Here is a 25,516-nt window from a genome sequence, read left to right as displayed (position 1 = left end):
GGGCCGTCAGATGGCTCCGCCGTTGGTGTAGATGACCTGGCCGTTGACCCAGCGGCCCGGTCCGGCGAGGAACGAGACGACCTCGGCGGCGTCCTGAGGGGTCCCCAGGCGCCCGAAGGCGGAGACCGAGGAGAGGCGGTCGATGGTGGCCTGGTCCTTGCCCTCCAGGAACAGCGGGCTGGCGGTCGGGCCGGGGGCGACGGCGTTGGCGGTGATGTCGCGGCCGCGCAATTCGCGGGCGAGGATCAGCGTCATGGCGTCCACCGCGCCCTTGGTGGCGGCGTAGGCGGTGTAGCCCGGCAGCGCGAGCTTGGTCACGCTGGTCGAGAAGTTGATGATGGCACCGCCGGCGCGCACGCGCCGCGCGGCCTGCTGGCTGACCACGAAGGTGCCGCGCACATTGGTGCGGTGCATCCGGTCGAAGTCGGCGAAGTCCAGTTCCGCCAGCGGGCTCAGCAGCATGACCCCGGCGGTGTTCACCACCACGTCGACGCCGCCGTAGGCCTGCTCGGCCTGGTCGAACAGGGCGGCGACCTCGTCCTCGTCCGCCACGTCGGCCCGGACGGCCATCGCGGTGCCGCCGGCGGCGACCACGGCCTCGACGGCCTCCTTGGCGCGGCCGGGGCCGCCCGCGTAGCCGATGACGACCTTCATGCCGTCGGCGGCGAGGCGCTCGGCCGCGGCCCGGCCGATACCACCGGAGCCACCGGTGACGATCGCGACCCGGTCGGTGGTGGAGGTGGCGGCGGCGGAGGTGGCGGAGGTGCTCATGGCAAGGGGTCCTTCCGGTGTGGGACTTCCGTGGCCGGGCGGCTGCGGAAGCGTTTTATGGACGCGAGGTCCATATAAGCACACATGTAGACGCTGCGTCCATATAAAATGTTCCCGAGACCCTGGACCGAGGAAGAGGACCGTCATGACATCAGCATCAGAGCCCGTCCGCCGCGGCCGCGGCCGCAGGCCGGCCGACGAAGTACGCGCCGACATCCTCGAGGCCGCGGGCAAGCTGCTGCTCGCCGACGGCATGGCCGCGTTCACCATCGAGCGGGTGGCCAACGCCGCCGGTGCCAGCAAGATGACCATCTACAAGTGGTGGCCCTCCAAGGGAGCGCTCGCGCTGGACGGCTACTTCGCCGCGGTCCGCGGCACGCTGGCCTTCCCCGACACCGGCGACATCGCCGCGGACCTCACCGCCCAGCTGCGTGCCTTCGTGCGCCTGATGACCGGCACCCGCGCCGGGCGGATCGTCGTCGAACTGGTCGGGCAGGCGCAGACCGACCCTGACCTGTCGGCGGCCTTCCGGGAGCACTACTCGGGCCCCCGGCGCGCGTTCGCCGCAGAGGCGATCGGCCGGGCGCAGCAGCGCGGCCAGATCCGCCCCGAGGTCGACCCGCAGGTCCTCGTCGACCAGCTGTGGGGAGCCTGCTACCACCGCCTGCTGATCCCCGACGAGCCCCTCACCGAGGAGTTCGCGGTCGCCCTGGTCGCCAATCTGATGGCCGGCATCGGAACCCGGGGCGGCGGTGCGTAGCGCCCCCGTCCCCGTCCTACGCTGAACCCCGCACCGCCACTGGACTGGACCGCTGCAGGCACCGGGAGCCGACATGCCGCTGTACTTCGAGGACTTCCACGCGGGCCAGGAGTTCACGACCCAGGGCCGTACGCTCACCGAGTCCGACGTGGCCTCCTTCGCCGCGTGGAGCTGGGACACCAACCCCGTCCACACCGACGCCGCCTTCGCCGCGGGCACGCGCTTCGGCGAGCGGATCGCCCACGGGCTGCTCGGCGTCTCCGTGGCGATGGGGCTCGCCTCGCGGCTGGGCGTCTTCGAGGGCAGCTCGATCGCCCTCCTCGGCATCGACGACTGGCGCTTCCGCAGGCCGCTGCTGGTCGGCGACACCGTGCGCTGCCGCGTCGCGATCCTGGCCACCCGCCTGACCGGCCGGGGCGACGCGGGCATCCTGAACCGCAGGTTCGCACTGCTCAATCAGCGCGACGAGGTGGCCCAGGAGGGGAACATCGACCTCATGGTCGCCTTGCGTCCCGCCGGGGACGGCGAGCACTGACGCCGTCCGCGGTGTTCTCGGGGTCCTCAGTGTTCTCGGCGTTCTCGGCGTTCTCGGCGTGCTTGCCTCGCGGCAGCAGCGCCGGCGCCTGCAGCAGCAGCCCGAGGGCGAGCAGCCCGGCACCGAAGCCGGTCAGCGCGTCCCAGCCGCCCAGGTGGTAGGCGACGGAGCCGAGTTGGGACCCCAGCGCGCCGCCGACGAAGAACACCGCGATGTACGCGCTGTTCAGCCGGGCACGGGCGGTGGGGGCGAGCTGGTAGACCGTGTGCTGACCGAGCACAAGGGAGGTCTGGACGGCCATGTCGATCAGTACGGCGGCTGGTGCGAGCAGCAGGATCTCGTGCCGGCCGAGACCGGCCAGGACGAACGCGAGCGCGCCGGTGGCGAAGGCGGCGGCCGTCATCGGCCGGGTCAGTCCGTGGTCTGCCCAGTGGCCGGCCAGGGGTGCCACGGCCGCGCCCCCCGCCCCGGCCAGCGCGAACAGGGCCACCCCGATCTGCGAGTAGTGGAAGGGCGGCCCGGTGAGCACGTACGAGACCGTCGTCCAGAACGCGCTGAACCCGCCGAACATCAGTGACTGGTACAGCGCCCGCCGGCGCAGGACCCCGTGCCGGCGCAGCAGCCCGGCGGTGGAGCGCAGCAGGCGCCCGTACGGCAGGGTGGCCGGCGGCGGCCGGCTGGGGAGCGCCCCGCGCAGTGTCACCGCGAGGACGGCCATCAGCCCCGCCGAGAGCAGGTAGACCGCACGCCACCCCGCGGCATCGGTGATCAGGCTGCTCAGGGTGCGGGAGAGCAGGATGCCGGTCAGCAGCCCGCTCATCACCCGGCCCACGACGCGCCCGCGCAGATGGTCCGGGGCGAGTCCGGCGGCGAAGGGCACCAGGATCTGGGCGACGACGGACACCGCGCCGGCGACCAGCAGCGCCCCGGCGAGTACCCCGAACCCGGGTGCCGTCCCCGCGGCGACGCACGCCGCCGTGGCGACGGCCAGCAGGATCGTGGTCAGCCGCCGGTTCTCGACGCGGTCGCCGAGCGGCACCAGGAGGATCATGCCGGCCGCGTAGCCCGCCTGGCCGACGGTGATCAGCGTGCCGGCCGTCAGCTCGCTGATGTGCAGCGACTGCCGCAGCACGGCCAGCAGCGGCTGGGCGTAGTAGAGATTGGCGACCGTCAGCCCGCACGCGGTCGCCAGGAGCAGGACGAGCCGTCCGGACGGGGCCTGCCCCGCCGCAGGCACGGCCCGGTCGCGCGGGCCGGCGCTGGGCCGGCCGCCGGGGCGGCCGGACGGGTCGGGCGGGTCGGGCGGGTCGGATCGGTGGGTGAGCGGCATCGGCACCTGGGAGGTGAGGGACGGGGCTATATAGGTGTAACAACCACATTCCCTCGGAACTGCCCCGTTACCCGTCCCCGGTGATGATGAGTGGGGCGGGTGCTCCGCTGGTCACCGCACCCTGTCGCCCCGCTGCCCCGCCGCCCGACCGCAAAGGTGCCCCGATGCCCGAGTTGCAGGTCATCGCCCGCTACACCGTCTCCGAGGGTCACGAGGACGAGGTGTTCGCCCTGCTCCCCGCGCTGGCCGAGGCGAGCCGCGCGGAACCGGGCAACATCTCCTTCGAGGTCTTCCACGCGCTCGGTGACGCGCGGGACGTCGTGCTCCTGGAGCGGTACGACTCCCCGCGGGCCTTCGCGGCCCACCGCGACTCCCTCCACTTCAAGGACTTGGTCCTGCGGCGGATCGCACCCCTGCTGGTCAGCCGGGTGGTCGCGACCTACGAGGCCGGCGAATAGCCCCGGGACGCCGTGTCAGGTCTGGAACTGGTTGATCCCGCCGTCCACGTAGATCTCGCCGCCGGTGGTGAAGGAACTGCGGTCGGACGCCAGGAAGAGCACCGCCTCCGCCACCTCCTCGGGCCGGCCGAGCCGGCCGAGGGGAACGCCCTGGGCCAGGGCGGACTGGAAGGCGTCCTTCTCGTTCGGGTCGGGCGCCAGGCCTCCGAGGCCCGGGGTCTCGACCGGGCCGGGGCTGACCGCGTTGACCCGGACGCCGCGGTGGCGCAGTTCGTTGGCGAGGGAGCGGGTGAGGGTGCGCAGCGCGCCCTTGGTGGCGGAGTAGACGCTCAGGCCCTCCTTGGCCGCGGTCCGCTCGGTGGAGGCGTTGATGACGATCGAGGCACCCCGGGGAAGGAGGGGCAGTGCCTTCTGGACGGTGAAGAACACGCCCTTGACGTTGGCGGCGAAGGTCGCGTCGAAGTACTCCTCGGTGACCTCCTCCAGCAGCAGCGTCCGGCCGGTGCCCGCGTTGGCGAAGATCACGTCCACCTGCCGGCCGCGCTCGGTGACGGCGGCGTACAGGCGGTCGATGTCGGCGAGATCGGACACGTCGCCGCGCACGCCCACGGTGTCGCCGCCGATCGCGGCGACGGCGGCGTCGAGGGCCTCCTGACGCCGGCCGGTGACGAAGACGAGGGCGCCCTCCTCCGCGAACCGCCGTGCCGTCGCCAGGCCGATGCCCGTCGTGCCGCCGGTGACGACCGCCGTCCTGCCGGTGAGTTCTCCCATGGTTCGCTCCCGTCCGCTCAGGGTCGGCCATCGCCTTCCCATCGTCGCAGCGGGTGCTGAGGACCGGCGACCGCGGCGGGCTCAGGAACGGGCGGCCGGGCCGGGGGCCGCCGTGCGCTGCCGGTGGCGTGCCGCCTTGGCGCTGTTGCCGCAGCGGTCCATGGAGCACCACTTGCGCGGCCTGCCCTTGCCGGCGCCGTTGTCGAGATAGATCATGCGGCAGATCTCCGCGTCGCAGGTCCGCAGCAGGGCCCGGGTGCGCGGATCGGCCATCACGGCGATCAGGTCGCGGGCCACGGCGGACAGCAGTTCCGCCGCCGTCAGCCGCGGAGCGGGCGGGTGTGCGAGCCGTCCCCGCGCGTCGGTCCGCAGCCGGGGCGCCGGCGGGGCGACCCGGGCCAGCGCGTTGACCAGGTCCACGGATTCCGGTCGCGGGGCGCGGTCGTCCAGGTGGGCCGTGACGACGTCGTGGGCGGCGCCGCGCAGTTCGCGCAGTGCGGCGAGGAGTGCGGCCGGGTCCTCCTCGTCCCTCGGGGCGAGGCCGACCCCCGCGCACCATTCGCGCAGGCGCTCGGGACCGTCGAGGCGTTCGACGGGCGTGCTGGGCCTGCGCCCGACGGTGGCGACCAGGTCGAGCGACAGCGAGCCGGAGTCGAACCGCAGGGACCTTGCCTTGGCGGTGATCCGGGTCCGCGGGGTGGCCGGGACTTCCACGCTCATGCGACAATAGTAACCGGAAAGACGGTTACCAAGGACGGACGATGCGATCCTGGATGCGCGCGGCCTCGGCGATGTTCGTCGTCGGCTGGGGCGCGAACCAGTTCTCGCCGCTGCTGCTGGTCTACCGCGCGGACAGCGGGGTGACCGCGAGCGTGGTCACCACCGCGTTCGCGGCCTACGCCGCCGGGCTGATCCCGGCGCTCCTGCTGGCGGCGCGCTTCGCGCAGCGCTTCGGACGGCGGCAGGTGGTGTGCGCCGCCCTGGTGCTGTCCGCCGTCGCCTCGGCGGTCCTGCTGGTGGGCGGAGACCATTTCTGGGCGCTGATGCTCGGGCGGCTGGTGGCCGGTGTCGCGTCCGGGGCGGCCTTCGGGCCGGGCACGGCATGGATCAAGGACCTGTCGGCGGACGCGGGCCCCGGCGCGGGCCCCGGCGCGGGCGCGCGGCGCGCCGCCGTCGCGCTGTCGGCGGGATTCGGCGGCGGCCCGCTCGTGGCGGGCATCCTCGCGCAGTGGCTGGCGGCGCCCGAGGCACTGCCCTATCTCGTGCACCTGTGCCTGACGGCGGCCGTGACACCGTTCGTGTGGAAGGCGCCCGATCCCGCCGTGCCCGATCCCGCCGTGCCCGGTCCCGCGGCGACCGTCGCCGGCGGTTCCCGGCAGTCACGCCCCCGGCTGCGGACCGCCCTGCTGCAACGGGAGTTCCGCTGGGAAGTCGCCCCCTCGGCACCGCTCGTCTTCGGCGCGCCCACCACGAGTTTCGCCGTGCTGCCCGCGCTCGTGCCGCTGCACGGCCCGGAGATCGCGGCGGGCGGCGGCATCGCCGGACTCACCCTCCTCACCGGCCTGCTCGTCCAGCCGCCGGCCCGCCGGCTGTCCCGTCGCGGGTCCCATGTGACCCGGCACTGGGGCCTCGTCGCCGCCGTCCTCGGGTTCCTCCTCGCCGCGGCGGCCGTCCGGCTGGCGGAACCCGCCCTGCTGATCCCGGCGGCGATGGCCCTCGGGGCCTGCTACGGGCTGCTCCTGGTGGCCGGGCTCAGCCAGGTGGAGGCCTGGGCCGCGCCGCGGGACCTCGCGGGCGCCGCGGCGGTGTTCTACTGCCTGGCCTACCTCGGGTTCGTCACGCCGCTCGTCGTGACCGCGCTGCGCGGCGTCCTGCCGCCCGCGCCCCTGTTCGTCTGCGCCGCCGCCACGGCGGCAATCCTCATCCCGGCGACCGCGCTGCTGCGCAGGGCATCGCCCGGGCACCCGAGTCACACCGGCTGAACCGGAAGGAAAGCACGTCATGCGCATCGTGGTTGTGGGAGCGGGCGGAGTCGGAGGCTACTTCGGCGCCCGGTTGGCCGAGGCGGGCCACGAGGTCACCTTCGTGGCGCGCGGCCGGCACCTGGCGGCCGTACGGGAACGGGGGGCGCTGCTGGTGCGCAGCCCGCTGGGGGACGTCCGGGTCGACGCCGGGCACTTCGCCGAGTCGCCGGCCGACGTGCACGAGGCCGATGTCGTCCTGGTCGCCGTGAAGCTGTGGGACACCGAGGACGTCGCGGCCGGGCTGCGCCATCTCACCGACCGCGGGGCCCGTGTGCTCTCCCTCCAGAACGGCGTGGAGAAGGACACGGTGCTGCGCCGCCACCTGCCGGACGACGCCGTGTGGGGCGGTGTCTGCTACATCGCGGCGGTAATCGAGGAGCCCGGCGTCGTCGTGCACCGCGGGACGCTGCAGCGGATCGTCCTCGGCGCCTACGAAGGGCGGCCGGCGGACGGCGTGGCCGAGTTCCAGCAGGCGTGCGTGAAGGCCGGCATCGACGCCGAGATCGGCGCGGACATCGCGCGGACGGTCTGGGAGAAGTACGTGTTCCTCACCGGGCTGTCCGCGACGACCACCGCCGTGCGGCAGCCGATCGGCGTCATCCGCCGCAACCCCGGCTCCCGCGAGCTGCTGCGCGAGGTGATGGCCGAGGCCGTCGCCGTCGGACGTGCCGCGGGCGTGGACCTCGACGAGGGGTTCGCCGACGCGCAGATGGCCGCCGTCGACAGCCTCCCGGCCGGCATGACCTCGTCCATGGCCCACGACCTGGAGCGCGGCAACCGGCTCGAAGTGCCCTGGCTCAGCGGCGGAGTCGTCTCCCTGGGACAGCGGCTCGGCGTGCCCACGCCGCGCAACCGGACGGTTGCCGACATCCTCGCCCCGTACGAACTCGGCCGCCCGGCGGCCCCGGACGCCTGACCCCGGCCGGCGGGCGGGATGTGTGCCGAAAGCCCCCGCCCCGGCCACCGCTGGGAGGTGGCCCAGGCACGGGACTCCCGCAGCCTTCGGACGAGGGAGTCGACACATCGTGCGAGGGAGCCGGCCACGCCGGCCACGGGACGACTCTCCCCCAGGTGCGATCCACCGCACCTGGGGGAGCCGTGCCGGGCGTGTCAGCCGGCGATCCGGACGGGCAGCTCGTACAGGTCGTTCTGGGTCACGACCGGCTTGTTGCGCAGCTCCGCGGCCGGGACCGCCAGGGACAGGCCGGGGAAGCGCGCGAACAGGGCCGGGAGGGCCACGCCCGCCTCCAGGCGGGACAGAGCCGCGCCGGGGCAGACGTGCGGGCCGTGGCCGAAGGCGATGTGCCGGATCGGCTCCCGCGTGATGTCGAACTCGCCCGCGGTCGGCCCGTGCTGGGCCTCGTCGCCGCCGATGGCCGCGTACGAGACGATCAGTGCCTCGCCCTTGGCGATGACCTTGTCGCCGACCGGGACGTCCTCGGTGGCGAAGCGGATCAGCACGTGCGAGGTCGGCGTGGAGTGCCGGAGCGTTTCCTCCACCACGGCCTCCCAGGCCACCTTGCCCGCCAGGACGAGCGCGAGCTGGTCCGGGTGGGTCAGCAGGTTGACCACCGCGTTCACGATCAGCGAGATGGTCGTCTCGTGACCGGCGGCGATCATCAGCTGCAGGGTGCTCTGGATCTCCGCGTCGGTGAGGTGGTCGCCGTCCTCGGAGGCCGCGATCAGGGCGCTCGTCAGGTCGTCGCCCGGCTCGGCGCGGCGGGCCGCGACCGTGCCGCCCATCATCTCCGCGAGCTCGCCCAGGGTGGCGAGCACCTCCTCGGGCGGGGTCTGGGTCGAGAAGAACTTCTCGAACAGCACCTTCAGCCTCGGCAGGTGCGCCTCGTCGATGCCCATCAGCTCCTGCACCACGTACATCGGCAGCGGGTACGCGAACTCGGCCTTGAGGTCGATCACTTCGGCGTCCTCGGCGGCCTTCGCCACCCGGTCCAGCAGACCCGCCGTCAGCTCCTCGATGCGCTCGCGCATGAGCTCCACCCGGCGGGGGGTCAGCGCCTGGGCCACCAGCGCGCGCAGTCGGCGGTGGTCCGCGCCGTCCACCGTCAGCATGGAGCGGCCCGGGTTGGCCAGGCCGATCAGCGCCCAGTCGGCCGGTATCTCACCGCGGGTGAACGCGTCCCAGTGGGCGATGTCCTTCACCAGCCGCGGGTCGGTGAGCAGCGCCCGCGCCTCCGCGTGGTGCGTGACGGCCCACACGGGTACGCCGCCGGGCAGTTCGACCGCCGCGAGCGGGCCCGCGTCGCGCAGCAGCGCGCTCTCCGCGGCCAGATCCTGGACCAGGGGGTCGAGCACGATGCGCGCGCCGTCGAGGGCGCTCGCTCCGGTGACGGGGCATTTCATGGACGTTCTCCAAGAGCCGGAGTGGGAGTGAAGCGCACGGGGAGTTCGGTCATTCCCCGCAGCCAGGGGGACGCACGCCGCACCAGGGTCTCCGGAGCGACGGCGAGATCGATGTCGGGCAGCCGGTCGAGCAGCACCTCGATCCCGGTCCGGGCGATCACCTCGGCGATCTCCTGGGCGGGGAACGGGCAGCGGTGCTCGCCGTGCCCGAAGGAGAAGAAGGCGCTGTTCCCGTGGGTCGGGCCGCCCGCCTCCAGATGCACCTGGGGGTCCGCGTTGGCCGCCGCGAAGCCGAGGATCAGCAGGTCGCCGGAGCGGATCTGGCGCCCGCCCACCCGGGTATCGCGCGTGGCCCACCGCCCGGCGATGTTCTGCGTGGGCGTGTCCTCCCACAGCACCTCGTTCATCGCCTGGCCCACGCTGTGCCGGCCGCCGGAGAACGACGCGGCGAAGCGGTCGTCGGTCAGCATCAGCCGCAGCGAGTTGCCGATCCAGTCCGCGGTCGGCTGGTGGCCCGCGACGGTCATCACCATCATGTCCTGCACGATCTCCTCGTCCGAGAAGTCGTACCGGTCGGCGAGCATGCGGGAGACGACGTCGGGGCCGGGCCGCCCCTTCTTCAGCTCCAGCAGCCCGGTCATGGCGGTGAAGACATGGGTCTGCCCGGCGATGGCGTCCTCGGTGCTGTCGACCAGGTCGTTGATCGCCTTGACCAGCGCCGGGCCCTGCTCGTCGGTGAAGCCGTAGAGGCGGGCCAGCACACGCACCGGCAGCAGCGTGGCGAACTCGCCCAGCAGGTCCGCCCGGCCGCGGCCGCAGAAGGAGTCGATGAGCCGGTCCGCGTACCGCTCGGCGGTGCGCCGCAGTTCGAACGGGTCGACCGCCTCCATGGCGTGGCTCATCATCGCGGCGCGCTGCCGGTGCCGTTCGCCGACCGTGTAGAGGATCGACGGCTGCTTGCGGCCGATCATCGGCAGCAGCGGCCAGTCGTCCGGGATGCGGTCCCACTGGTTCCACACGTCCGAGTCGCGGCTGAACAGCACCGCGTCGTTGGTGACGTGCAGCAGCTCGCGGTAGCCCAGCACCAGCCAGGCGGGCACGTCGCCGTCGAGCAGGACGGGGGCGACCGCGCCGTGGTCGCGCCGCATCTCCCGGTACAGCTGGGCGGGTTCGACGTGGAAGCGCGGTCCGCTGAAGGGCACGGCGCCCGCGAACGCGTCCTCGGTGGTCGATGGCTCGGTGGTCACGGTGCGGTCGTCTCCCGGGCGCGCGGGCTGGCTGCGGACAGGGTGTGCAGATGCCGGACGAGCGTGATCAGCACGTCCTTGGAGGACTGGCGCGAGCGCGCGTCGCACTCGATCAGCGGGATGCCGTCCGCGAGCGACAGCGCGTCCCGTACCTGCTCCTCGGTGTGCCGCGGGCCGCCGAAGTCGTTGCGGGCCACCACGAAGGGCGTCCCGTGGTGCTCCAGGCGGTCGATCGCGTACCAGGAGTCGTCCAGCCGGCGGGTGTCGACCAGGACGACGGCCCCGAGGGTGCCGCTGAACAGCCGGTCCCACAGGAACCAGAAGCGCTGCTGGCCGGGCGCGCCGAACAGGTACAGCACATTGCGGCGGTCCAGGCTGATCCGCCCGAAGTCGAAGGCCACGGTCGTGGAGGTCTTCGCCTGGACACCGGCGAGGTCGTCCACGGCCTCGCCCGCCTGCGTCATCGTCTCCTCGGTGTTCAGCGGGCGGATCTCGCTGACCGAGCGGACCATGGTCGTCTTGCCCACGCCGAACCCGCCCGTGATCACGATCTTCAGCCCGTTGTCGGCGGTGGCGCTGAGCGGCCGCCGGAACGGCGGACTGTGGTCAGAGGTTGCGTAGTCCAACGAGCACCTGCTCCAGGATCTCGGGGTCCGGCAGTTGGGCCGCCGTACGGACGGTTCGGGGGTGGCGGGCGCTGATCCTGCCGGTCTCCAGCAGATCGCCGAGCAGGACCTTGGTGATGCCGACCGGCAGCGCGAGGTCGGCGGCGAGTTCCACCACCGCCGTCGGCTGCCGGCAGACGCGCAGGATCAGCTGGTGCTCCGACTGCATCCCGGGCGCGGGATCGCACTCGGCGACCACCAGTGTCACCAGGTCGAACACGTCCGACTCGGGACGGCTGCGTCCTCCGGTGAGGGTGTAGAGCCGGTCCGGATCGTCGTCCCGGCCCGGGCGAGGGGTCATCCGAGGTCGCCGTCCGCGCCGGCCTCACGGGGCGGTGCGCTCAGGTGCTCCCCGAGCTGCTCGACCAGTTCGCTCATGTTGTGGCCGATCACGCCGACGTCGGAGTCCTCGCGGGCGACGACGGCCAGGTGGGCGCCGTCCCCGGCCTCCACGATGAAGAGGATGCCGCCGTAGAACTCGGCCATGGCCTGCCGGACGCCGCCGCTGCCGTCGCCGAACTCGACGGACGCGCCCTGCGACAGGCTTTGGATGCCGGCGGAGATCGCCGCGAGCTGGTCCGCCTGGTCCACGGAGAGTTCGGGGGTGCGGCACAGCTTGAGTCCGTCACGGGACAGGACCAGGGCGTGGCGGGCCCCGGGTGTCCGCTCGAGCAGGTTCTCCAGCAGCCAGTTGAGTCTCTCGTCGGTGCTGGTGCTGCTGCCGTGGGTGCTGCCGGCTGCGGTTGCGGTCATCAGGAATCGCTTTCTGGGTCCGTCGCGGTCTGCTGGTGGGGGGCCGCGGAGGGGGCTGATGCGGGGGAGGGCTTGCGCTTGAGGGCTCCCCGGAAGGTGCTGAAGCGGGCGGCGCGGGCCGCCGGCGTGTCGTCGTCGCGGGGGGCGGAGCGGCGGGTGACGACGGACGGTTCGGCGTGACGGGCGGCGGCCAGGGTGCGGCCGCGGCGGCGCTTGGGCAGGCCGCTCTCCCCGAACTCGGTGGGGTCGGCAGCCGTTTCGGTATCCGTGGCGGGCTCCGGCGCTGCCTCACCGGCATTCGCGCGCGAGGGCAGGTCCTCGGGGTCCGGGCGCGGCGCGACGGGCAGCGGGTCGGGGAGCAGGATCTCGGCGGAGTCGGCGTCCGCGGTGCCGCCGGGGCGCGGACGGGTGATCAGTTCCTGGGGGATCATCACCACGACGCCGGTGCCGCCGCGCGCCGAGGGCCGGAACGACACCTTCAGTCTGTGCTTGCGGGCGAGCCGACCGACGACCACGAGCCCGAGGCGCGTGCCGGACAGGCCCGTGAGGTGGTCCCAGCCGTTCGCCGCGACCGCGCCCTCGGCGCGGCGCAGCGCGACCTCGCCCATGACCAGTCCGCTGTCCTCGATGGTGATGACCGCGCCCGCGGGCACCTCCTCGACGTACACGTGGACCTCGGCGGTCGGCGGCGAGAAGTTGGCGGCGTTGTCCATGAGTTCGGCCAGGGCGTGCATCACGCCCTCGGCCGCGTGCCCGACGATCGCCACCTCGCTGCTGGAGTGCAGCCGCACGCGCTGGTAGCCGCTGATACGGCCCATCGCGCCGCGCAGGATCGACTCCATGCGGATCGGCTTGGCCCACCGGCGTCCCGAACGCGCGCCCGCCAGCACGGCGATGCTGTCGGCGAGCCGGCCGGCCTGCGCCGTGCGGTGGTCGAGGTGGAGGAGGTCGCCGAGGACTGCCGGGTCGCTGTGCCGGTGCTCCATCTCCCGCAGGTCGGCCAGCATGCTGGTGGTCAGTGCCTGCATGCGGCCCGCGGCGTTGGATCCGGCGGACATGGCCGCGGCGCGGCGCGACTCGCTGGTGGCCAGTTCCTCGGCGACCAGGGCCAGGGTCCGGCGCCGGGCCTCGTCCAGGGGCACGTCCACCGCGGCGAGGGCGGAGGCGGCGGAGTCGCCGTGCGTCAGCCGGTCGATCAGGGCGGGCAGCACCTCGTCGGCGAACCGGGCGGTGTCCGCTTCCTCTTGGGCGAGGTGCTCGCCCAGACGTCGCGCGCGCCAGGAGGACGTCGCCGCCACGACGGCCGCCGCCGCGAGGAGGACGACTCCTGCCGTGGCGCCGACCGCGGCGGGCACGCGCGCACCGTCGGCGGCGGACACCAGCCAGACTCCCGCCGATCCGGTGACGACCACCGGGGCGGCGACGGTCCGGGCCAGGTAGGGGAGCGGCGGACGCGGCGGCTCTGGCGCTGCTGCGTCGCGCGAACGCCCGGACCACAGGCGGGTGGGCGGGGTGTGCGCTGTCATGGATCGGTGACCTCGGGGCCGTGCGGACGGACGGTGCGGATCGGACGCGAAAGGAGGTAAAGGAGGTGAAGGGGGCAAGGGGGTAAAGGAGGTGATGTCACAAAAGAACACGCGTCCCGTCCGGCGGGGCCGGGGGCGCGTGAACTCCGGGTCACTATATGCGAGTTCCTGACCGTGGTTGATCGGTCTCGCGGTTACTTCTGTTCGCCGATGAGGTTTCGTGGCGGCATCGCGGTCGTGACCTGCTACGACGTCAGCGGGAGGCGCTGTCCAGGGCCGGGTTCGGCATGCGGCGGGGCGGTGAACCGGATGTCCGCGGTGATTACTCGTGTCCGGGGTGCTCCGAGATGTCCGGCGCAAGAGCGCATGGGGTGGTTCGCGTCATCGCGCTATTGACGGGTCCTTTCTTGGAGTGCGGTCGAGGGTGCGCTTTTGTTAAAACTTCGTACATCCGGGTCGACACGCGTAGATGAATGAGGCCAAATGGTGCATACGGCTTCCCGGAAACCCCATCGGCGCTGTTGCGGTCCTCTTGTGAGCGGTCTGTGAGCGGTGGTACGTTCGCGGACGTCAGCGGGGAGTGTGGGCGGAAATGCAGAAAAGGCAATCTGTCGACCAGGTGCAGGAAACGTCCGACGGACCCGGACCGGGTGCGTCATTCGATTCCGGGGAATTCAGTCCGAGGTTTCTCATGTTGGGGCCGGTTCGGATAGCGGACGGCGGCGACGTCATCGCACTTCAGCCGTCGAAACCCGCCAACCTCCTTGCCGCCCTTCTTTTACACCCCAATTCCACGGTGTCCGCGGACTTTCTCCAGCGCGTGGTGTGGGGGGAGGAGCGATCCGGCGGCGCCAAGTCCGCGCTGCACACCTGCGTGCAGCGGCTGCGGCAGCTGTTCGCCCGCTACGGCGTCGCGAGCCGGCTCATCGAGGCCGTCCCCGGCGGCTACCGCATCACCGCGGACGCCACGACGCTCGACCTCATCGCCTTCCGTGATCTGCTGCGCAGCGCCGACGCCGCGGCCGACCCGGAACAGGAGCTGCGCACCCTGCGGGCCGCGCTCGCCCTGTGGCAGGGGCCGCTGCTGGCCAACATCCACTCCGAGATCCTGCAGCGCGAGGTCGTGCCGCGGCTCACCGAGGAGCGGCTGCGCGCGATGGAGCGGGTCTTCGACCTCGAAGTCGCCCTCGGGCGCAGCCGCCAGGTGCTCGCCGAGCTGTGGCCCGCGGCCCGCTCGCACCCCGCCCACGAGCCGTTCTGGGTGCAGCTGGTGGCGGCCCTGCACCGCACGGGCCGCCGCGCGGACGCGCTGCGCGAGTACGGGGTGGTCAAGCGCTACCTGCGCACGGAGCTCGGGGTCGACCCCGGCCCCGCGCTGCAACGGCTGGAGCTCGCGGTGCTGCGGGGCGACGACCTCACGGCCGGTGCGCCCGGCGGCCGCGCCCTCCCGGCGGCCCGCGCCAATGGTCGAGACCATTTCCCCGCTCGTCCCGAATCCGGTGCCAAGGCCGGTGGCGCGGGAAAGTCCTTTCTGGCCGGCGGTGCGGCGCAGGTCCTCGAAACACTCGTCGGCGCGGGGCTGCTCGAAGAGGGCCCCGAAGGCCAGTACCGAATGCACGACTCACTGCGCATCCTCGCCAGGGGCGCACTCGAAATGCGTTCCGAGGCCACCGGCCCCGATATGTCCCCCGGCACGACCTGACCGGATTCCGGACGGTTTCCCCGACCGGCCCGGGAATCCGTGTGTCCCCATGACCGCGCCCCTGCAAGGGAGTAATACGGCATGACCGCTGCGTACGAGGAAGTCGCGCACTCGTATCCCCGTATCCGTCGTGATGTTCTTTTCACCGAGACGCCCGCCGGGGTGGTATTCCACAATGCCCACGGAGGCTTCAATCTCCAGGGCAGATCGGCCTACCGGTTCGCGTCGCTGATCGTGCCCCACCTCGACGGCACGCACCGCGTCGAGGAGATGTGCGCCGGCCTGGGCGACCAGCAGCGCGCCATGGTCGGCGAGCTGGTGGGCGCCCTGTACGGACGGGGCTTCGCCCGTGACGTCACGCCCGGCAGCGACGGCCTGGACCAGCTGGCGCCCGAGGTCGCGCGGCGCTTCGCCCCCCAGATCGACTACATCGACCACTATGCGGGGGAGGCGGGCGGCCGGTTCCGCCGCTTCCGTGAGACCCGCGTCGCGGTGCTCGGCGACGACGACGTCGCGCAGTGGTGCGCGCTGAGCCTGGTCCGCAACGGCTGCGCAGCGATCGCCGTACCCGCGGCCACGGGTGACGACCCGTTCGCCGCCGCCGTCGACGAGGCGGGCGCCCTGGCCGCCGACGGGTGCCCCGTCGGGATCGCCCGCAAGGACCTCGGGCCCGGAGCCGGGTGGGCGGACCTCGCCGGGTACGACGTGGTCGTCACCACGGGCGGCCCGCGCACCGTGCTCGGTCTGCTGGAGGCGGGCGTCCCCGAGGGCGTACGGCTGCTGCCCGCCTGGACGTTCGGCGGCCAGGCGGTGGCCGGCCCCGTCATGACCTCGGCCACGGCGGGCTGCTGGGCGTGCGCGGCGCTGCGGCTGGGCGCCAACGGCGACGCCGGTGCCGCGGCCGACCTCTGGAGCGGCGCGAGCCTGGGCGAGAGCGGCCGGTCCGCCACCGCCGGTGTGTCCGGGCCGCCCGCGGCCATGCTCGGCAACCTCCTGGCGTACGAGGTGTTCCGGCAGGTCACCGGTGTGCTCGCGCCGGAGACCGAGGGCCGCGTCGTCCTCCAGGACCTCGACTCCCTCGACGTCGTCACCGAGCCCCTGCTGCCGCATCCGCGCTGCCCCTTCTGCCGGGACGACGAGGACGGCCGACCGGAACCCGCGCCCGTCGACATGGACGTCGATCTGACGGTACGTCAAGGTGGCGGCGAGGTCGCCCCCGACGCCGACGCCGACGCCGACGCCGACGCGGCGATGGCCGCCTTGGACGCCCGGTCGGTGCTCACCCACCCCCGCGCCGGTGTGCTCGCCGCCTTCGCCGACGACGCATGGGAGCAGACGCCCCTCAAGGTCGGCACGGTACGGCTCGGCATAGGCCACCGAGGGCCGCGCGAGATCACCGCCTTCGACGTGCACCACGTCGCCGGGGCCCGGCTGCAGGCCCTGCACCTCGCCGCCGCGACCTACGCCGAGCACGTGGTGCCGCCGGCGGGCGCCGTACGCGGCGCCGCCCTGGAGGCCGCGCGGGAGAAGTGGCCGCTGCTCGCCCCCGCCACTCTGGACGTGGCCTCGGGCACCGGCGCCGGTGCCGGGCAGGTCCGCACCTGGCTGCCCGCGACCTCGCCGGCCTCGGGGCGCACCGCCCTGGTCCCGGCCGGCGCGGTGCGCACCTTCGGCCCCGACAACCACGACCGGATGTTCCAGCCCACGTCCGCCGGTTCGGCCGCCGCCGGGTCCCCGTCCGCGGCCGCCGCGCTCGGCCTGTACTCGGCGCTGACGCTGCACACCCTGGTCCTCGCGCTGCGCGGCCGCACGGCCGTCACCCTGCTCCCGGCCGGCCGGGAGGACGAGGACCGCGAACTGGTCTTCCTGCGCCGGTCGGCCGTGAACCTGGGCCTGGCCGCCGAACTCCTGGACCTCGGCGGTGCCGACGCGCCAGCGCCGGTGCTGCTCGCCCGCGCGGAGGACCCGCACACCGGGCGGACGCTCTGGGCGACCGGCGCCGGACCCTTGCGCCGCGGGGCCGCCGTCGCCGCGCTGCGCGACCTGCTCGGACTGGTCCAGCTGGGCCGCGAGTCCGCGTCCGCCGCGCTCCCCGACACCGGCGACCCGCTGCTGGGTGACCTCGACCCGATGACCCTCGCCGTCACCGGGGAGGCCGGGCTGCCCGTACGCGAGCAGGAGCCGGGCACGGGCGTTCTCGCCCGACTGGCCGGACACGGCCTGGACGCCTTTGTCGTGGAGACCGGTTCGGCCGACCTGCGGGCCGGCGGCGTGCACGTCGCCCGGGTCCTGCTCGCGCACGGGGCCGTGGATGCGTAACGACACGGCGCCGCGGCCCGCCGCCCCGCGGGGAGCGTCCGACGCCGACGCCGACGCGCCGGCGGTGGAGGCGCTGTTCACCCGCAGCCTGCGCCGCCACCTCGGCGGTGGCGCGAAGGTGCGCGTCGCGGTGCTCGGCCTGCGCGACGAGCAGGCCGCGGCCACCGGCCCCGCCGACGGAGCCCCCGCCGAGGGGGCCGCCGCCGTCCATCTCTACGGGCACCACGCCCTCGTCGGCCCCGCTCCGGCGGACCGGCGGGCGGCGCGGACGCCGTGCCCGCGCTGCCTGGCCCGCCGCTGGCAGGCCGTGCGGCCCGGCACCCTGCGCGACGCCCTCGAACTGGGCTCCGGCACCCGGGCGACGGGGGAGTGGCCCTTCACCACCGCCTTCGCCGTCGACGCGGTCGCCGCCCTGGCCGCGGCGGCCGGTGAACGTGCCCCGGAGCAGGGCCGGTTCGGGGCCGTCCATCTCCTCGACCTGGAGAGCCTCCAGGTCAACCGGGCCGTCCTCGTCCCCGACGCGGAGTGCCCGCACTGCGACCGCCGGGTCCCCGACACCGCCGAGGCGGCCACCGTCACCGTGGCCAGCGTCCCCAAGGCGGACCCGGCCGGCTTCCGCGGCCGGCACATCGACGACTACGACCTCCCGCTGGAGGCCTTCGTCAATCCGGTCACCGGCATGCTCGGCCCCTCCGTCGCCCCGGACCTCACCTCCGCGTCGACCGCCTCCACGGTGGGCTCGTTCACCCTGCGCTCGGGCAGCTACCTGCGCGAGTCCTACTGGGGCGGCCACACGGGCAGTTACGGACGCAGCGTCCGCGTCGGCGTGCTGGAGGGCATGGAGCGCTTCGCCGGCATGCGCGCCCGCGGCAAGCGCACCACCGTCGTCGCCTCCCTGGCCGAACTCGGCGACGACGCCCTGGACCCGCGCACCTGCGGCGTGTACTCCGACGCCTTCTACCGGCACCAGGACCTGGTCCGGCCCTTCGACCCGGACCGGCCCCACCCCTGGGTGTGGGGGTACTCGCTCCGCGACCGGCGGCCGCTGCTCGTCCCGGAAGTGCTCGCGTACTACCACGCACCCGGAGGGCTGGAGAACCGCTTCGTCCAGGAGAGCTCCAACGGCTGCGCCTCGGGCGGCAGTCTGGAGGAGGCCGTCCTGTTCGGGCTCATGGAGGCCGTCGAACGCGACGCCTTCCTCATCGCCTGGTACGCCGGCCTCCCCCTGCCCGAGATCGACCCCGCCACCAGCACCCGGCCCGCGACCCGGCACATGGTCGAACGGCTCGCGATGTACGGCTACCGGGCCCGGTTCTTCGACACCCGGATCACCTTCCCGGTCCCGGTCGTCACCGCCGTCGCCCAGCGCGCCGACGGCGGCACGGGCACCTTGTGTTTCGGCGCGGGCGCCTCCTGGGACCCCGAGGCGGCCCTGGCCGCGGGGCTCGCCGAGATCGCCACCGACGCCGTCAAGCTCCAGCGGCGCACCGAACGCGAGCGGGACCGGCTGGAGGCGATGGCCGCCGACTTCGGTTCCGTCCACGTCCTGCACGACCACCCGCTGCTGTACGGGCTGCCCTCCATGGCCCGGCACGCGGACTTCCTGCTGGACCCGCGGGACGGGCCCGCGGGACCGCCGCCGCGCCCCGTCGCCGCCCTGGCCACCGGCCGCCCGCCCGCCGCCGACCTGCGCGAGGACCTCGACGCCGCCGTGGCGGCCGTCACCGCGCACGGCTTCGACGTCGTCGTGGTGGACCAGACGATGCCCGAGCAGCGCGACGCCGGACTGCACACGGCCGCCGTCCTGGTGCCCGGCCTGATCCCCATCGACTTCGGCTGGCACCGCCAGCGCGCACTGCACATGCCCCGGCTGCGCACCGCCCCGCACACCGCAGGCCTCACCGGCCACGTCCTGCGGGACGAGGAACTCAACCTCGCCCCGCACCCCTTCCCGTGAACCAGCCGCCCACCCGGCGCGGCCGACGCCGCCACAGACAGACCACGGACAGAGAGGAACGGACATGGGGGACACCCATGAGTACGCGACCGCGGTGATGCGGCGCGGCCGGGTCGCGATGGAGCCCGCCGACTTCGTGCCCGACTGGGCGGACCGCCCCCGGAAGGAGAAGTTCTACCCCGGGGCCGAGCGCTTCCCGCTGCCCGACGGCGACTTCCCCGAGGACGCCGGCGTCGGCCGCGGCCTGACCGGTCCGCCCGGCGACGCACCCTTCACCCTGCCGCTGCTCGGCGGCATGCTCCGGGACTCCTACGGGCTGGTCGGCCGCCGCCTCGCCGTGCAGGCCAACACCGACCTGGGAACGCTGCCGATGTACACCCAGGCCAACTGGTCGCGCGGTACGGCCTCGGGCGGCGGCCTCTACCCCGTGGGCGTGCACTGGGTCTCCGGTGCCTCGGGCCCGCTGACCCCCGGCGTCCACCACTACTCGCCGCAGCACCACGCCGTGCAGCGGCTGCTGACCGGGGACGTCACCGGGGAGGTCAGGGCGGCGATCGGCGACGCCGGACTGCACCGGGACGCCGACCAGTTCCTCGTCCTCGGCGTCAAGTTCTGGCAGAACGCGTTCAAGTACAACAGCTTCGCCTACCACGTGGTGACGATGGACCTCGGCGCGCTGCTCCAGACCTGGAGCATGTGGGCGCGGGCCCGCGGCCTGCGGATCGACCCCGTCCTGTGGTTCGACGAGCCGCGGCTGGGCCGGCTGCTCGGCGCGGACGCGGACGACGAGGGCGTCTTCGCGGTCGTGCCGCTGCGCTGGGAGGGCGCCGTCCCCGCCCGCGACGGCATCCCGTCCGCCTCCCGCACCGCCGGTGTCCACCGCGCCGAGCAGGAGCGGTCCCGCCGGGTCATCGCCTTCGACACCGTGCGCACGGTGCACCGCGCCACCACCCGCCACGCGGCGGAGCGCCCCGCGCCCGGCGCGCTGGCGGAAGCCGCCGCCCCCGCGGTGCCCTCCGGCGGCGAACGGGTACCGCTGCCGCCCGCGGCGCCCATGGACCTGAGCGTCCGCCGCGCCCTGCGCTCCCGGCGCAGCAGCTTCGGGCGGTTCACCGGCCTGCGGCCGCTGTCGGCCGCCCACCTCACCGCCGCCCTGCGGGCCGCCGCGGCCGGAACGGAACTCACCACGGACGCCACCCCGCCCGGCGGGCCCCGGCTCGCGTCGCTGTACGTCTTCGTCAACCACGTCGAGGGCGTGCCTCAGGGCACCTACGCCTTCGACCCCGACACGGACGAACTGCGCCTGATCAAACCGGGCGCACCCGGGCCCTTCCTCCAGGCGCACTACTTCCTCAACAACTACAACCTGGAGCAGGCCGCCGCCGCCGTCGTCCCCGCGATCCGCACCCACCACGTGCTCGACGCCGTCGGCGAGCGCGGCTACCGGCTGGTCAGCGCCGCCATCGGGGCGGCCGCGCAGGCCGTCTACACCGCCGCGGCCGCCTCCGGCACCGCGTGCGGCGTGGCGCTCGGCTTCGACAGCGTGGCCTTCGCCGAGGAACTGGGCCTGACCGGGACGGGCGAACTGCCCCTGCTGCTGATGCTGGTGGGCAACGAGCGGCCGCGCCCGGCCGACTTCCACTACGACCTCGCCCACGACCCCGCGCAGCGCACTCAGCGCCCGACTCAGGAGGACGAGGGCCGGTGACCACCTCGCTCACCCCGCCGGGGCTCGTGCCCGCCGCGGCGCTCTCCCCGCGCTTCATGATGCGCCTGGCCGGCCTGCCCGTGGAGGCGGCCGAAGCGCTGCGCAGCCCTGCCGCCCGCGGCTGGGCCGACGAGGTGCTGGCCGAGGAGGCCCGCCTGCGGGAACTCGGCGCGCGCCTCAGCGACCCGCTCGCCGCGGTCGTCGACGGCAACGAGGACGAGGTCATGCGCCGCGAGGTGCTGCGCCTGCGGCGCGCCGTGTTCAACAACCGGCTCCCGCAGGACGTGCCCGCCGCGCTCGGCCTCGCCGCCCGCCTCGACGGTCCCGCGGGCCGCGACCTGGCCGACTGGCTGCATGAGCGCCGGAACCTGGCCGAACTGCACGCCAAGGGGCCCGGGTTGCTGGCGGAGGAGTTCGCCCGCGGGCGCGACGCACTGCGCGGACTCGCCGGCTCCGACCAGTTGCGCCTGGGCCTGCTGCTGGCCTCCCCGACGCTCGACGGGCAGCTCGACGCGTACATCCGGGGCGACGCGTCCGCGTCCGGCAAACGCGGCCGCAAGATCGAGCGGTCGCTGCTCGCCTACCTGTACCGCACGGCCTGCAAGACCAGCCCCTTCAGCACCTTCACCGGCGTCGCGCTCGGCGCGTTCGGGCCGGAGGCGGACCCTTCGGGCGGCATCGAGGTCGCCGAGCGCTGGACCGGGCACGCCCGCCTCAACGTCGTCGTCCTGCGCCGCATCGCCGAGGCCGTCGCGGCCGACCCCGAACGGCGCGGCGACCTGCTCGTCGGCCCGGCCTCGGGCTGGGAACTGGACGACGAACGGGTGCGCTTCGTCCGCCGGTCGGTGACCGCCGGCGACGACAGCGCCCCCGTCAGCTTCGACGCCGCCCGCGACCGGCTGTTCTTCCTGCGCCGCAGCGGCGCGCTCGAAGGGCTGCTCGCCCTGCTGCGCGAGCGGCCCCGGCTGCGCCACCGGGACCTCACGTCCTGGCTGACCACCGAGCGCGACGCCAGTCAGGAGGACGCCGAGCGCTACCTGTCGGCACTGCTGCAACTGGGCATGGTGCAGCTCGACGGCCTCTACCCCGACGTGCACAGCCCCGACCCGGTGCGGGCGTTCCAGGCCGCGCTGCGCGATGTCGGCCGCCCCTGGGCGCTGGACGTCGCCGCCCGCCTGGACGGCGTGGCCGCGGCCGTCGACGCCTACGCCGCCGCGCCGCTCGCCCGCCGCCGCGAACTGCTGGCGGGTCTCAGGCGGGACCTGCCCGCGCTCGTGGAGTCCCTCGGCGCTTCCGGCACGACCCTGCCGCAGACGCTGCTGTACGAGGACGCGCGAGCCGGCGCGGAACCCGTGACCGCCGACGCGCGCACCTGGACCGAGCTCGCCGCCGGCCCGCTGCGGTCGCTGGCGCGCATCCTGCCCGCCTTCGACGTCTCCCTGGCGCAGCGGCTCACGTTCAAGGGCTTCTTCCTGGCCCGTTACGGCAGCGGGGGCCGCTGCGACGACCTGCTGCGCCTCGTCCACGACTTCCACGAGGACCTCTTCGAGCAGTACCTGCTGTTCACCTCGCAACGCGGCCCGCACGACCCCGCGCAGGGCCACGCCCCGGAGGAGAACTGGCTCGGGCTGCCGCAGATCGCCGCCCTGGACCGGGCCCGCGCCGCCTTCGTGACCCGGATGCGCGCGCTGTGGCAGGACCTTCCACCGGGCGCGGGGGAACTGCGGCTGGACGAGGTGTTCGTGGCGGAGGTCGCGGCCGAACTCCTGCCGCTCGCCGAGGGCTTCGCCGCGCAGAGCCACTTCCTCCAGCTCGCCGCCCGGGAGGAGGACCCCCTCGTCGTCCTCAACGGCTCCTACGGCGGCCTCTGCTTCCCCTTCACCCGCTTCACCCACTGCTTCGACACCGCGGGCGACACCCCGGGACTGTCGGCGGCACTTCTGGCGGACCTGCGCGCGGCGCAGCCGGAGGGCGCGGTCTTCGCGGAGATCACCGCGGGCTCGGCGACCACGAACCTCAATCTCCACGGACGCATGACGGACTATCAGATCCTGTGTCCCGGCGAGACCGGCTCCGCCCCGCCCGAGCAGCGCATCCACCTGGACGACCTGTACGTGGAGCACGACGCCGCCGAGGACCGCCTCGTCGTGCGCTCCCGGCGGCTCGGCAAGGAGGTCCTCCCGCTCTACCTCGGCTACCTGGTGCCCATGGTGCTCCCGGAGATCCCCCGCACCCTGCTGCTGCTCTCCCCGACCTCCAAGACCGCCCTCGACGTGTGGACCGGCGTGCCCGAGGCGCCCGCCACCGGCGGGGTCACCGCCCGGCCCCGCGTACGGCACGGGTCCGTGGTGCTCAGCCGGCGCAGCTGGACCGCCGAGGCCGCAGCCCTGCCCGTCCGGCCCGCTGGGCAGGACGACTCCGGCTGGTTCCTGGCCTGGCAGCGCTGGCGGCGCGAACACGGCCTCCCCGCCCGGGTGTTCGCCACCGTGCACGCCCCGCGGGGCGCGGCGGGCGGCGGCTGGGCGGGCGGCGGCTCCAAGCCGCACTACGTCGACTTCGACAGCCCCCTGAGCCTGGTCGCCCTGGAGGGCCTGCTCAAGGAGCGCGCCGGACGCGTCGTCCTGGAGGAGATGCTGCCGGCGGAGGACGACCTCCACGTCCGCACCGCCCGCGGCCGGCACGTCGCCGAACTCGCCGTCGAGATGTTCCCCGCCGCCCCGGCACACCCCGTACCCGACGAGGAAGGACACGGTGAGCGGTCATGACCTCACCCGCGCAGACAGGTGCCGCCGCCACCGGGGCCGCCCCCGGCGAATGGCAGGCACTGCACGTCTTCTACGCCGCCAGCCCGCGCCCGCTGCTGCTGGACTGCGTCCGGCCGCTGGTCGCCGGACTCGAGTCCGAGGGGCTGCTGTCGGGGTGGTTCTTCATCAACTACTGGCTCCAGGGACCGCACGTGCGGCTGCGCCTGAAGCCGTCCTCCGAGGCCGTCGCCGAAGAGGTCGGCGAGCGCGCGCTGCGGGCCGTCCAGGACTTCCTCGCCACCCGCCCGGCCCTGTACGAGGTCAAGGCGGGCTTCCTCGCCGACCTGTACAACCAGCTGTTCGAGCTGGAGTACCCGCGCGAGCAGCGCGACCGGCTGGTCGGCCCGGACGGGCGGATGCTCCTGCGGGACAACAACTCCGCCGGCGTGGAGCCCTACGAGCCGGAGTACGGCAAGTACGGCGGCCCGGCGGGCGTCGCGCTCGCCGAATGGCACTTCCAGCGCTCCAGCGAGCTGGTGGTCGAGGCCCTGCGCACGATGAACCTGCATGTGCGCACCGTCCTGCTGGGCACGGCCGCGCAGCTCATGATGGTCATGTCGGCCTCCTTCCTGGCGGACGACGAGGAGCTGGCGCACTTCCTGGAGCGCTACCACGCCTTCTGGGACGGCGCGTTCTCCGAGACCGAGTTCACCGCCCGCAGGGGCTACGACCGCGCCTTCGGCGACATGGGCAGCGAACTCGGCCGCCGGTTCGCCGGGGTCCGGTCCGCCGTCGCCGCCGGCGCCGAGGACGAACTCCCCGGCTTCCTGCGCGGCTGGGCGCGGCACTGCCGTGAACTGGCGGACCGGGTGCGGGAGCTGGCCGCCGGTGGCGAGCTGGTCTTCCGGTCCTGGAGCGGCGACGAGGAGTTCGGGGTCACCGAGCCGGGCCGGGCGCTGGCGATGCTCATGTCCCCATACATGCACATGACCAACAACCGGCTCTCGGTCACCATTCGCGACGAGGCGTTCCTCGCCTACGTGCTCGCCCGCGCCCTGCGCGAGGGCACCGGCACGCCCGAGGGGGAGCGGTGACCGCACCGCCGGACCTGCCCGACCTGCTCGGGCTGCGGCCGCGGCGGCGGCCCGACCTGCTGATCGGGCCGTCCGTGCTGCGCGGCACGACGCCCGTCCACCCCCTCAAGGACCCGGTCGGCGGCCGCCGGTTCGAGCTGCGGCACAAGGAGTTCTTCGTCCTGTCCCGGCTCGACGGCGAACAGACCCTCGGCGCCATCGGCGAGGCCTACGCCCACGAGTTCGGCGCCCGCCTCGACGACGCCCGCTGGCAGCAGATCCTCGGGCTCTTCGGCGCGCGCCGGTTGCTGGACGGCGGCCCGCTCCCGGAACCGGCCGCGCCCGCCCCCGCCCCGCGCGTGCAGGACGGCAGGTCCACGCTGCTCAACGGCCATGTGCGCATGGCGTCCGACGCCGGCGCGCTCATCGAGACCCTGCACCGGCGCACCGCCTTCGCCCGCACCCCGGCCTTCCTGGGCACACTGCTGGTCCTGGTCCTCGGCATGCTCGTCCACCTGTCCGTGCGCCTGGGCACCCTCGTCCACGACGTGACCCAACTCGCTCAGCGCCCCGTGCTGCTGATGGCGGTCGGCGTCGTGCTGTGGGTGAGCCTGGCCCTGCACGAGCTCGCGCACGGCCTGGTGGGGCGGGCCTTCGGCGGCACCGTCGCGGAGATCGGGCTGCGCTGGCGGCTGCCCGTCACCTATCTGTACTGCCTCGTGCAGGACGTGGCGTTCTTCGCCAGGCGCCGCCACCAGGTGGCGACCGCCGCCGCGGGACCCGCGGCCAACCTTGTCTTCCTGCTGCCGTTC

Annotated in this window: 21 protein-coding genes; 11 read left to right on the top strand and 10 right to left on the bottom strand. The window is 73.9% G+C overall.

Annotation, left to right across the window (positions count from 1 at the left end; translation table 11 throughout):
* Positions 1-6: 6 nt before the first annotated feature.
* Positions 7-771, bottom strand: coding sequence for an SDR family oxidoreductase (locus ACIP9H_RS34595; protein ID WP_401585814.1), 765 nt, complete (start codon positions 769-771; stop codon positions 7-9).
* 145 nt (positions 772-916) lie between these two features.
* Here ACIP9H_RS34595 and ACIP9H_RS34590 point away from each other — a divergent pair, with 145 nt between their 5' ends.
* Both ACIP9H_RS34590 and ACIP9H_RS34585 read left to right on the top strand, forming a co-directional pair.
* Positions 917-1,531 (top strand): TetR/AcrR family transcriptional regulator, encoded by a 615-nt coding sequence (locus ACIP9H_RS34590; protein WP_401585812.1) that lies wholly within the window; start codon positions 917-919, stop codon positions 1,529-1,531.
* A gap of 73 nt (positions 1,532-1,604) precedes the next feature.
* Complete coding sequence (locus ACIP9H_RS34585) at positions 1,605-2,066, top strand: MaoC/PaaZ C-terminal domain-containing protein (RefSeq protein WP_401585810.1); 462 nt, start codon at positions 1,605-1,607, stop codon at positions 2,064-2,066.
* Here ACIP9H_RS34585 and ACIP9H_RS34580 read toward each other — a convergent pair.
* Positions 2,026-3,396 (bottom strand): MFS transporter, encoded by a 1,371-nt coding sequence (locus tag ACIP9H_RS34580; protein WP_401963035.1) that lies wholly within the window; start codon positions 3,394-3,396, stop codon positions 2,026-2,028. The two genes, ACIP9H_RS34585 and ACIP9H_RS34580, sit on opposite strands and share 41 nt — an antisense overlap.
* A gap of 164 nt (positions 3,397-3,560) precedes the next feature.
* Between ACIP9H_RS34580 and ACIP9H_RS34575 the strand changes: the two genes are divergently transcribed.
* On the top strand, positions 3,561-3,854 hold the full coding sequence (locus ACIP9H_RS34575) for a putative quinol monooxygenase (protein WP_401585804.1): 294 nt from the start codon (positions 3,561-3,563) through the stop codon (positions 3,852-3,854).
* A gap of 15 nt (positions 3,855-3,869) precedes the next feature.
* Here the strand turns inward: ACIP9H_RS34575 and ACIP9H_RS34570 are convergent, their stop codons facing one another.
* Both ACIP9H_RS34570 and ACIP9H_RS34565 read right to left on the bottom strand, forming a co-directional pair.
* Positions 3,870-4,625, bottom strand: coding sequence for a glucose 1-dehydrogenase (locus tag ACIP9H_RS34570; protein ID WP_401585802.1), 756 nt, complete (start codon positions 4,623-4,625; stop codon positions 3,870-3,872).
* 81 nt (positions 4,626-4,706) lie between these two features.
* Positions 4,707-5,345 (bottom strand): CGNR zinc finger domain-containing protein, encoded by a 639-nt coding sequence (locus ACIP9H_RS34565; RefSeq protein WP_401585800.1) that lies wholly within the window; start codon positions 5,343-5,345, stop codon positions 4,707-4,709.
* A gap of 41 nt (positions 5,346-5,386) precedes the next feature.
* On the opposite strand from ACIP9H_RS34565, the gene ACIP9H_RS34560 reads away from it, so the two are divergent.
* Positions 5,387-6,607 carry an MFS transporter gene (locus ACIP9H_RS34560; RefSeq protein ID WP_401963033.1) on the top strand — a complete coding sequence of 407 codons (1,221 nt, stop codon included), beginning with the start codon at positions 5,387-5,389 and terminating at the stop codon, positions 6,605-6,607.
* A 19-nt stretch (positions 6,608-6,626) separates the two neighbouring features.
* Positions 6,627-7,565, top strand: a complete 939-nt coding sequence (locus ACIP9H_RS34555) for a ketopantoate reductase family protein (protein ID WP_401585796.1) — start codon at positions 6,627-6,629, stop codon at positions 7,563-7,565.
* Positions 7,566-7,759: 194 nt separating this feature from the next.
* Here ACIP9H_RS34555 and ACIP9H_RS34550 read toward each other — a convergent pair whose 3' ends face one another.
* From ACIP9H_RS34550 to ACIP9H_RS34525, 6 genes are read right to left on the bottom strand one after another with little or no spacing between them, the layout of a single operon-like run.
* Positions 7,760-9,010, bottom strand: coding sequence for a cytochrome P450 (locus ACIP9H_RS34550; RefSeq protein WP_401585793.1), 1,251 nt, complete (start codon positions 9,008-9,010; stop codon positions 7,760-7,762).
* On the bottom strand, positions 9,007-10,257 hold the full coding sequence (locus ACIP9H_RS34545; RefSeq protein WP_401585790.1) for a cytochrome P450: 1,251 nt from the start codon (positions 10,255-10,257) through the stop codon (positions 9,007-9,009). The genes ACIP9H_RS34550 and ACIP9H_RS34545 overlap by 4 nt, the downstream gene beginning before the upstream one ends.
* Complete coding sequence (locus ACIP9H_RS34540) at positions 10,254-10,883, bottom strand: GTP-binding protein (protein ID WP_401585787.1); 630 nt, start codon at positions 10,881-10,883, stop codon at positions 10,254-10,256. The genes ACIP9H_RS34545 and ACIP9H_RS34540 overlap by 4 nt, the downstream gene beginning before the upstream one ends.
* Positions 10,864-11,223, bottom strand: coding sequence for a DUF742 domain-containing protein (locus tag ACIP9H_RS34535; protein ID WP_360908523.1), 360 nt, complete (start codon positions 11,221-11,223; stop codon positions 10,864-10,866). Before ACIP9H_RS34535 ends, ACIP9H_RS34540 begins: the two co-directional genes overlap by 20 nt.
* Positions 11,220-11,675: a roadblock/LC7 domain-containing protein gene (locus ACIP9H_RS34530; RefSeq protein WP_360908525.1), complete on the bottom strand. Its 456-nt coding sequence runs from the start codon at positions 11,673-11,675 to the stop codon at positions 11,220-11,222. Before ACIP9H_RS34530 ends, ACIP9H_RS34535 begins: the two co-directional genes overlap by 4 nt.
* Positions 11,675-13,201 (bottom strand): sensor histidine kinase, encoded by a 1,527-nt coding sequence (locus tag ACIP9H_RS34525; protein WP_401585784.1) that lies wholly within the window; start codon positions 13,199-13,201, stop codon positions 11,675-11,677. Before ACIP9H_RS34525 ends, ACIP9H_RS34530 begins: the two co-directional genes overlap by 1 nt.
* Before the next feature lie 796 nt (positions 13,202-13,997).
* On the opposite strand from ACIP9H_RS34525, the gene ACIP9H_RS34520 reads away from it, so the two are divergent.
* The 6 genes from ACIP9H_RS34520 to ACIP9H_RS34495 all read left to right on the top strand — a co-directional run bounded on the left by ACIP9H_RS34520 (position 13,998) and on the right by ACIP9H_RS34495 (position 24,725).
* A complete protein-coding gene (locus tag ACIP9H_RS34520; protein WP_401585782.1) occupies positions 13,998-14,903 on the top strand; it encodes a BTAD domain-containing putative transcriptional regulator in 906 nt (301 codons plus the stop codon).
* An 81-nt stretch (positions 14,904-14,984) separates the two neighbouring features.
* The gene (locus ACIP9H_RS34515) at positions 14,985-17,222 is read left to right on the top strand and encodes a TOMM precursor leader peptide-binding protein (protein WP_401963030.1); all 2,238 of its coding nucleotides are present in this window, start codon (positions 14,985-14,987) and stop codon (positions 17,220-17,222) included.
* Entirely contained in the window at positions 17,215-19,179 is a 1,965-nt protein-coding gene (locus ACIP9H_RS34510) for a TOMM precursor leader peptide-binding protein (protein ID WP_401963028.1), read from the top strand. Before ACIP9H_RS34515 ends, ACIP9H_RS34510 begins: the two co-directional genes overlap by 8 nt.
* Positions 19,180-19,243: 64 nt before the next feature.
* Complete coding sequence (locus tag ACIP9H_RS34505; RefSeq protein ID WP_401585774.1) at positions 19,244-20,887, top strand: nitroreductase family protein; 1,644 nt, start codon at positions 19,244-19,246, stop codon at positions 20,885-20,887.
* Positions 20,884-23,652, top strand: coding sequence for a lantibiotic dehydratase (locus ACIP9H_RS34500; RefSeq protein ID WP_401585771.1), 2,769 nt, complete (start codon positions 20,884-20,886; stop codon positions 23,650-23,652). The genes ACIP9H_RS34505 and ACIP9H_RS34500 overlap by 4 nt, the downstream gene beginning before the upstream one ends.
* Positions 23,649-24,725 carry a lantibiotic dehydratase C-terminal domain-containing protein gene (locus ACIP9H_RS34495; protein ID WP_401585768.1) on the top strand — a complete coding sequence of 359 codons (1,077 nt, stop codon included), beginning with the start codon at positions 23,649-23,651 and terminating at the stop codon, positions 24,723-24,725. The genes ACIP9H_RS34500 and ACIP9H_RS34495 overlap by 4 nt, the downstream gene beginning before the upstream one ends.
* Positions 24,726-25,516: the final 791 nt, after the last annotated feature.

The sequence above is a fragment of the Streptomyces sp. NPDC088732 genome (assembly GCF_044751205.1).
In the GTDB taxonomy this organism is placed as follows: Bacteria; Actinomycetota; Actinomycetes; order Streptomycetales; family Streptomycetaceae; genus Actinacidiphila.
This window is presented reverse-complemented; position numbering and strand designations above follow the sequence as displayed.

What these genes read in the sequence shown, in the direction of transcription:
- ACIP9H_RS34510 (WP_401963028.1), top strand. Translation starts at nt 17,215, where the DNA reads ATGCGTAACGACACGGCGCCGCGGCCCGCCGCCCCGCGGGGAGCGTCC.
- ACIP9H_RS34550 (WP_401585793.1), bottom strand. Translation starts at nt 9,010, where the DNA reads ATGAAATGCCCCGTCACCGGAGCGAGCGCCCTCGACGGCGCGCGCATC.
- ACIP9H_RS34555 (WP_401585796.1), top strand. Translation starts at nt 6,627, where the DNA reads ATGCGCATCGTGGTTGTGGGAGCGGGCGGAGTCGGAGGCTACTTCGGC.
- ACIP9H_RS34495 (WP_401585768.1), top strand. Translation starts at nt 23,649, where the DNA reads ATGACCTCACCCGCGCAGACAGGTGCCGCCGCCACCGGGGCCGCCCCC.
- ACIP9H_RS34575 (WP_401585804.1), top strand. Translation starts at nt 3,561, where the DNA reads ATGCCCGAGTTGCAGGTCATCGCCCGCTACACCGTCTCCGAGGGTCAC.
- ACIP9H_RS34570 (WP_401585802.1), bottom strand. Translation starts at nt 4,625, where the DNA reads ATGGGAGAACTCACCGGCAGGACGGCGGTCGTCACCGGCGGCACGACG.
- ACIP9H_RS34505 (WP_401585774.1), top strand. Translation starts at nt 19,244, where the DNA reads ATGGGGGACACCCATGAGTACGCGACCGCGGTGATGCGGCGCGGCCGG.
- ACIP9H_RS34530 (WP_360908525.1), bottom strand. Translation starts at nt 11,675, where the DNA reads ATGACCGCAACCGCAGCCGGCAGCACCCACGGCAGCAGCACCAGCACC.
- ACIP9H_RS34595 (WP_401585814.1), bottom strand. Translation starts at nt 771, where the DNA reads ATGAGCACCTCCGCCACCTCCGCCGCCGCCACCTCCACCACCGACCGG.
- ACIP9H_RS34580 (WP_401963035.1), bottom strand. Translation starts at nt 3,396, where the DNA reads ATGCCGCTCACCCACCGATCCGACCCGCCCGACCCGCCCGACCCGTCC.
- ACIP9H_RS34515 (WP_401963030.1), top strand. Translation starts at nt 14,985, where the DNA reads ATGACCGCTGCGTACGAGGAAGTCGCGCACTCGTATCCCCGTATCCGT.
- ACIP9H_RS34560 (WP_401963033.1), top strand. Translation starts at nt 5,387, where the DNA reads ATGCGATCCTGGATGCGCGCGGCCTCGGCGATGTTCGTCGTCGGCTGG.
- ACIP9H_RS34590 (WP_401585812.1), top strand. Translation starts at nt 917, where the DNA reads ATGACATCAGCATCAGAGCCCGTCCGCCGCGGCCGCGGCCGCAGGCCG.
- ACIP9H_RS34565 (WP_401585800.1), bottom strand. Translation starts at nt 5,345, where the DNA reads ATGAGCGTGGAAGTCCCGGCCACCCCGCGGACCCGGATCACCGCCAAG.
- ACIP9H_RS34535 (WP_360908523.1), bottom strand. Translation starts at nt 11,223, where the DNA reads ATGACCCCTCGCCCGGGCCGGGACGACGATCCGGACCGGCTCTACACC.
- ACIP9H_RS34525 (WP_401585784.1), bottom strand. Translation starts at nt 13,201, where the DNA reads ATGACAGCGCACACCCCGCCCACCCGCCTGTGGTCCGGGCGTTCGCGC.
- ACIP9H_RS34585 (WP_401585810.1), top strand. Translation starts at nt 1,605, where the DNA reads ATGCCGCTGTACTTCGAGGACTTCCACGCGGGCCAGGAGTTCACGACC.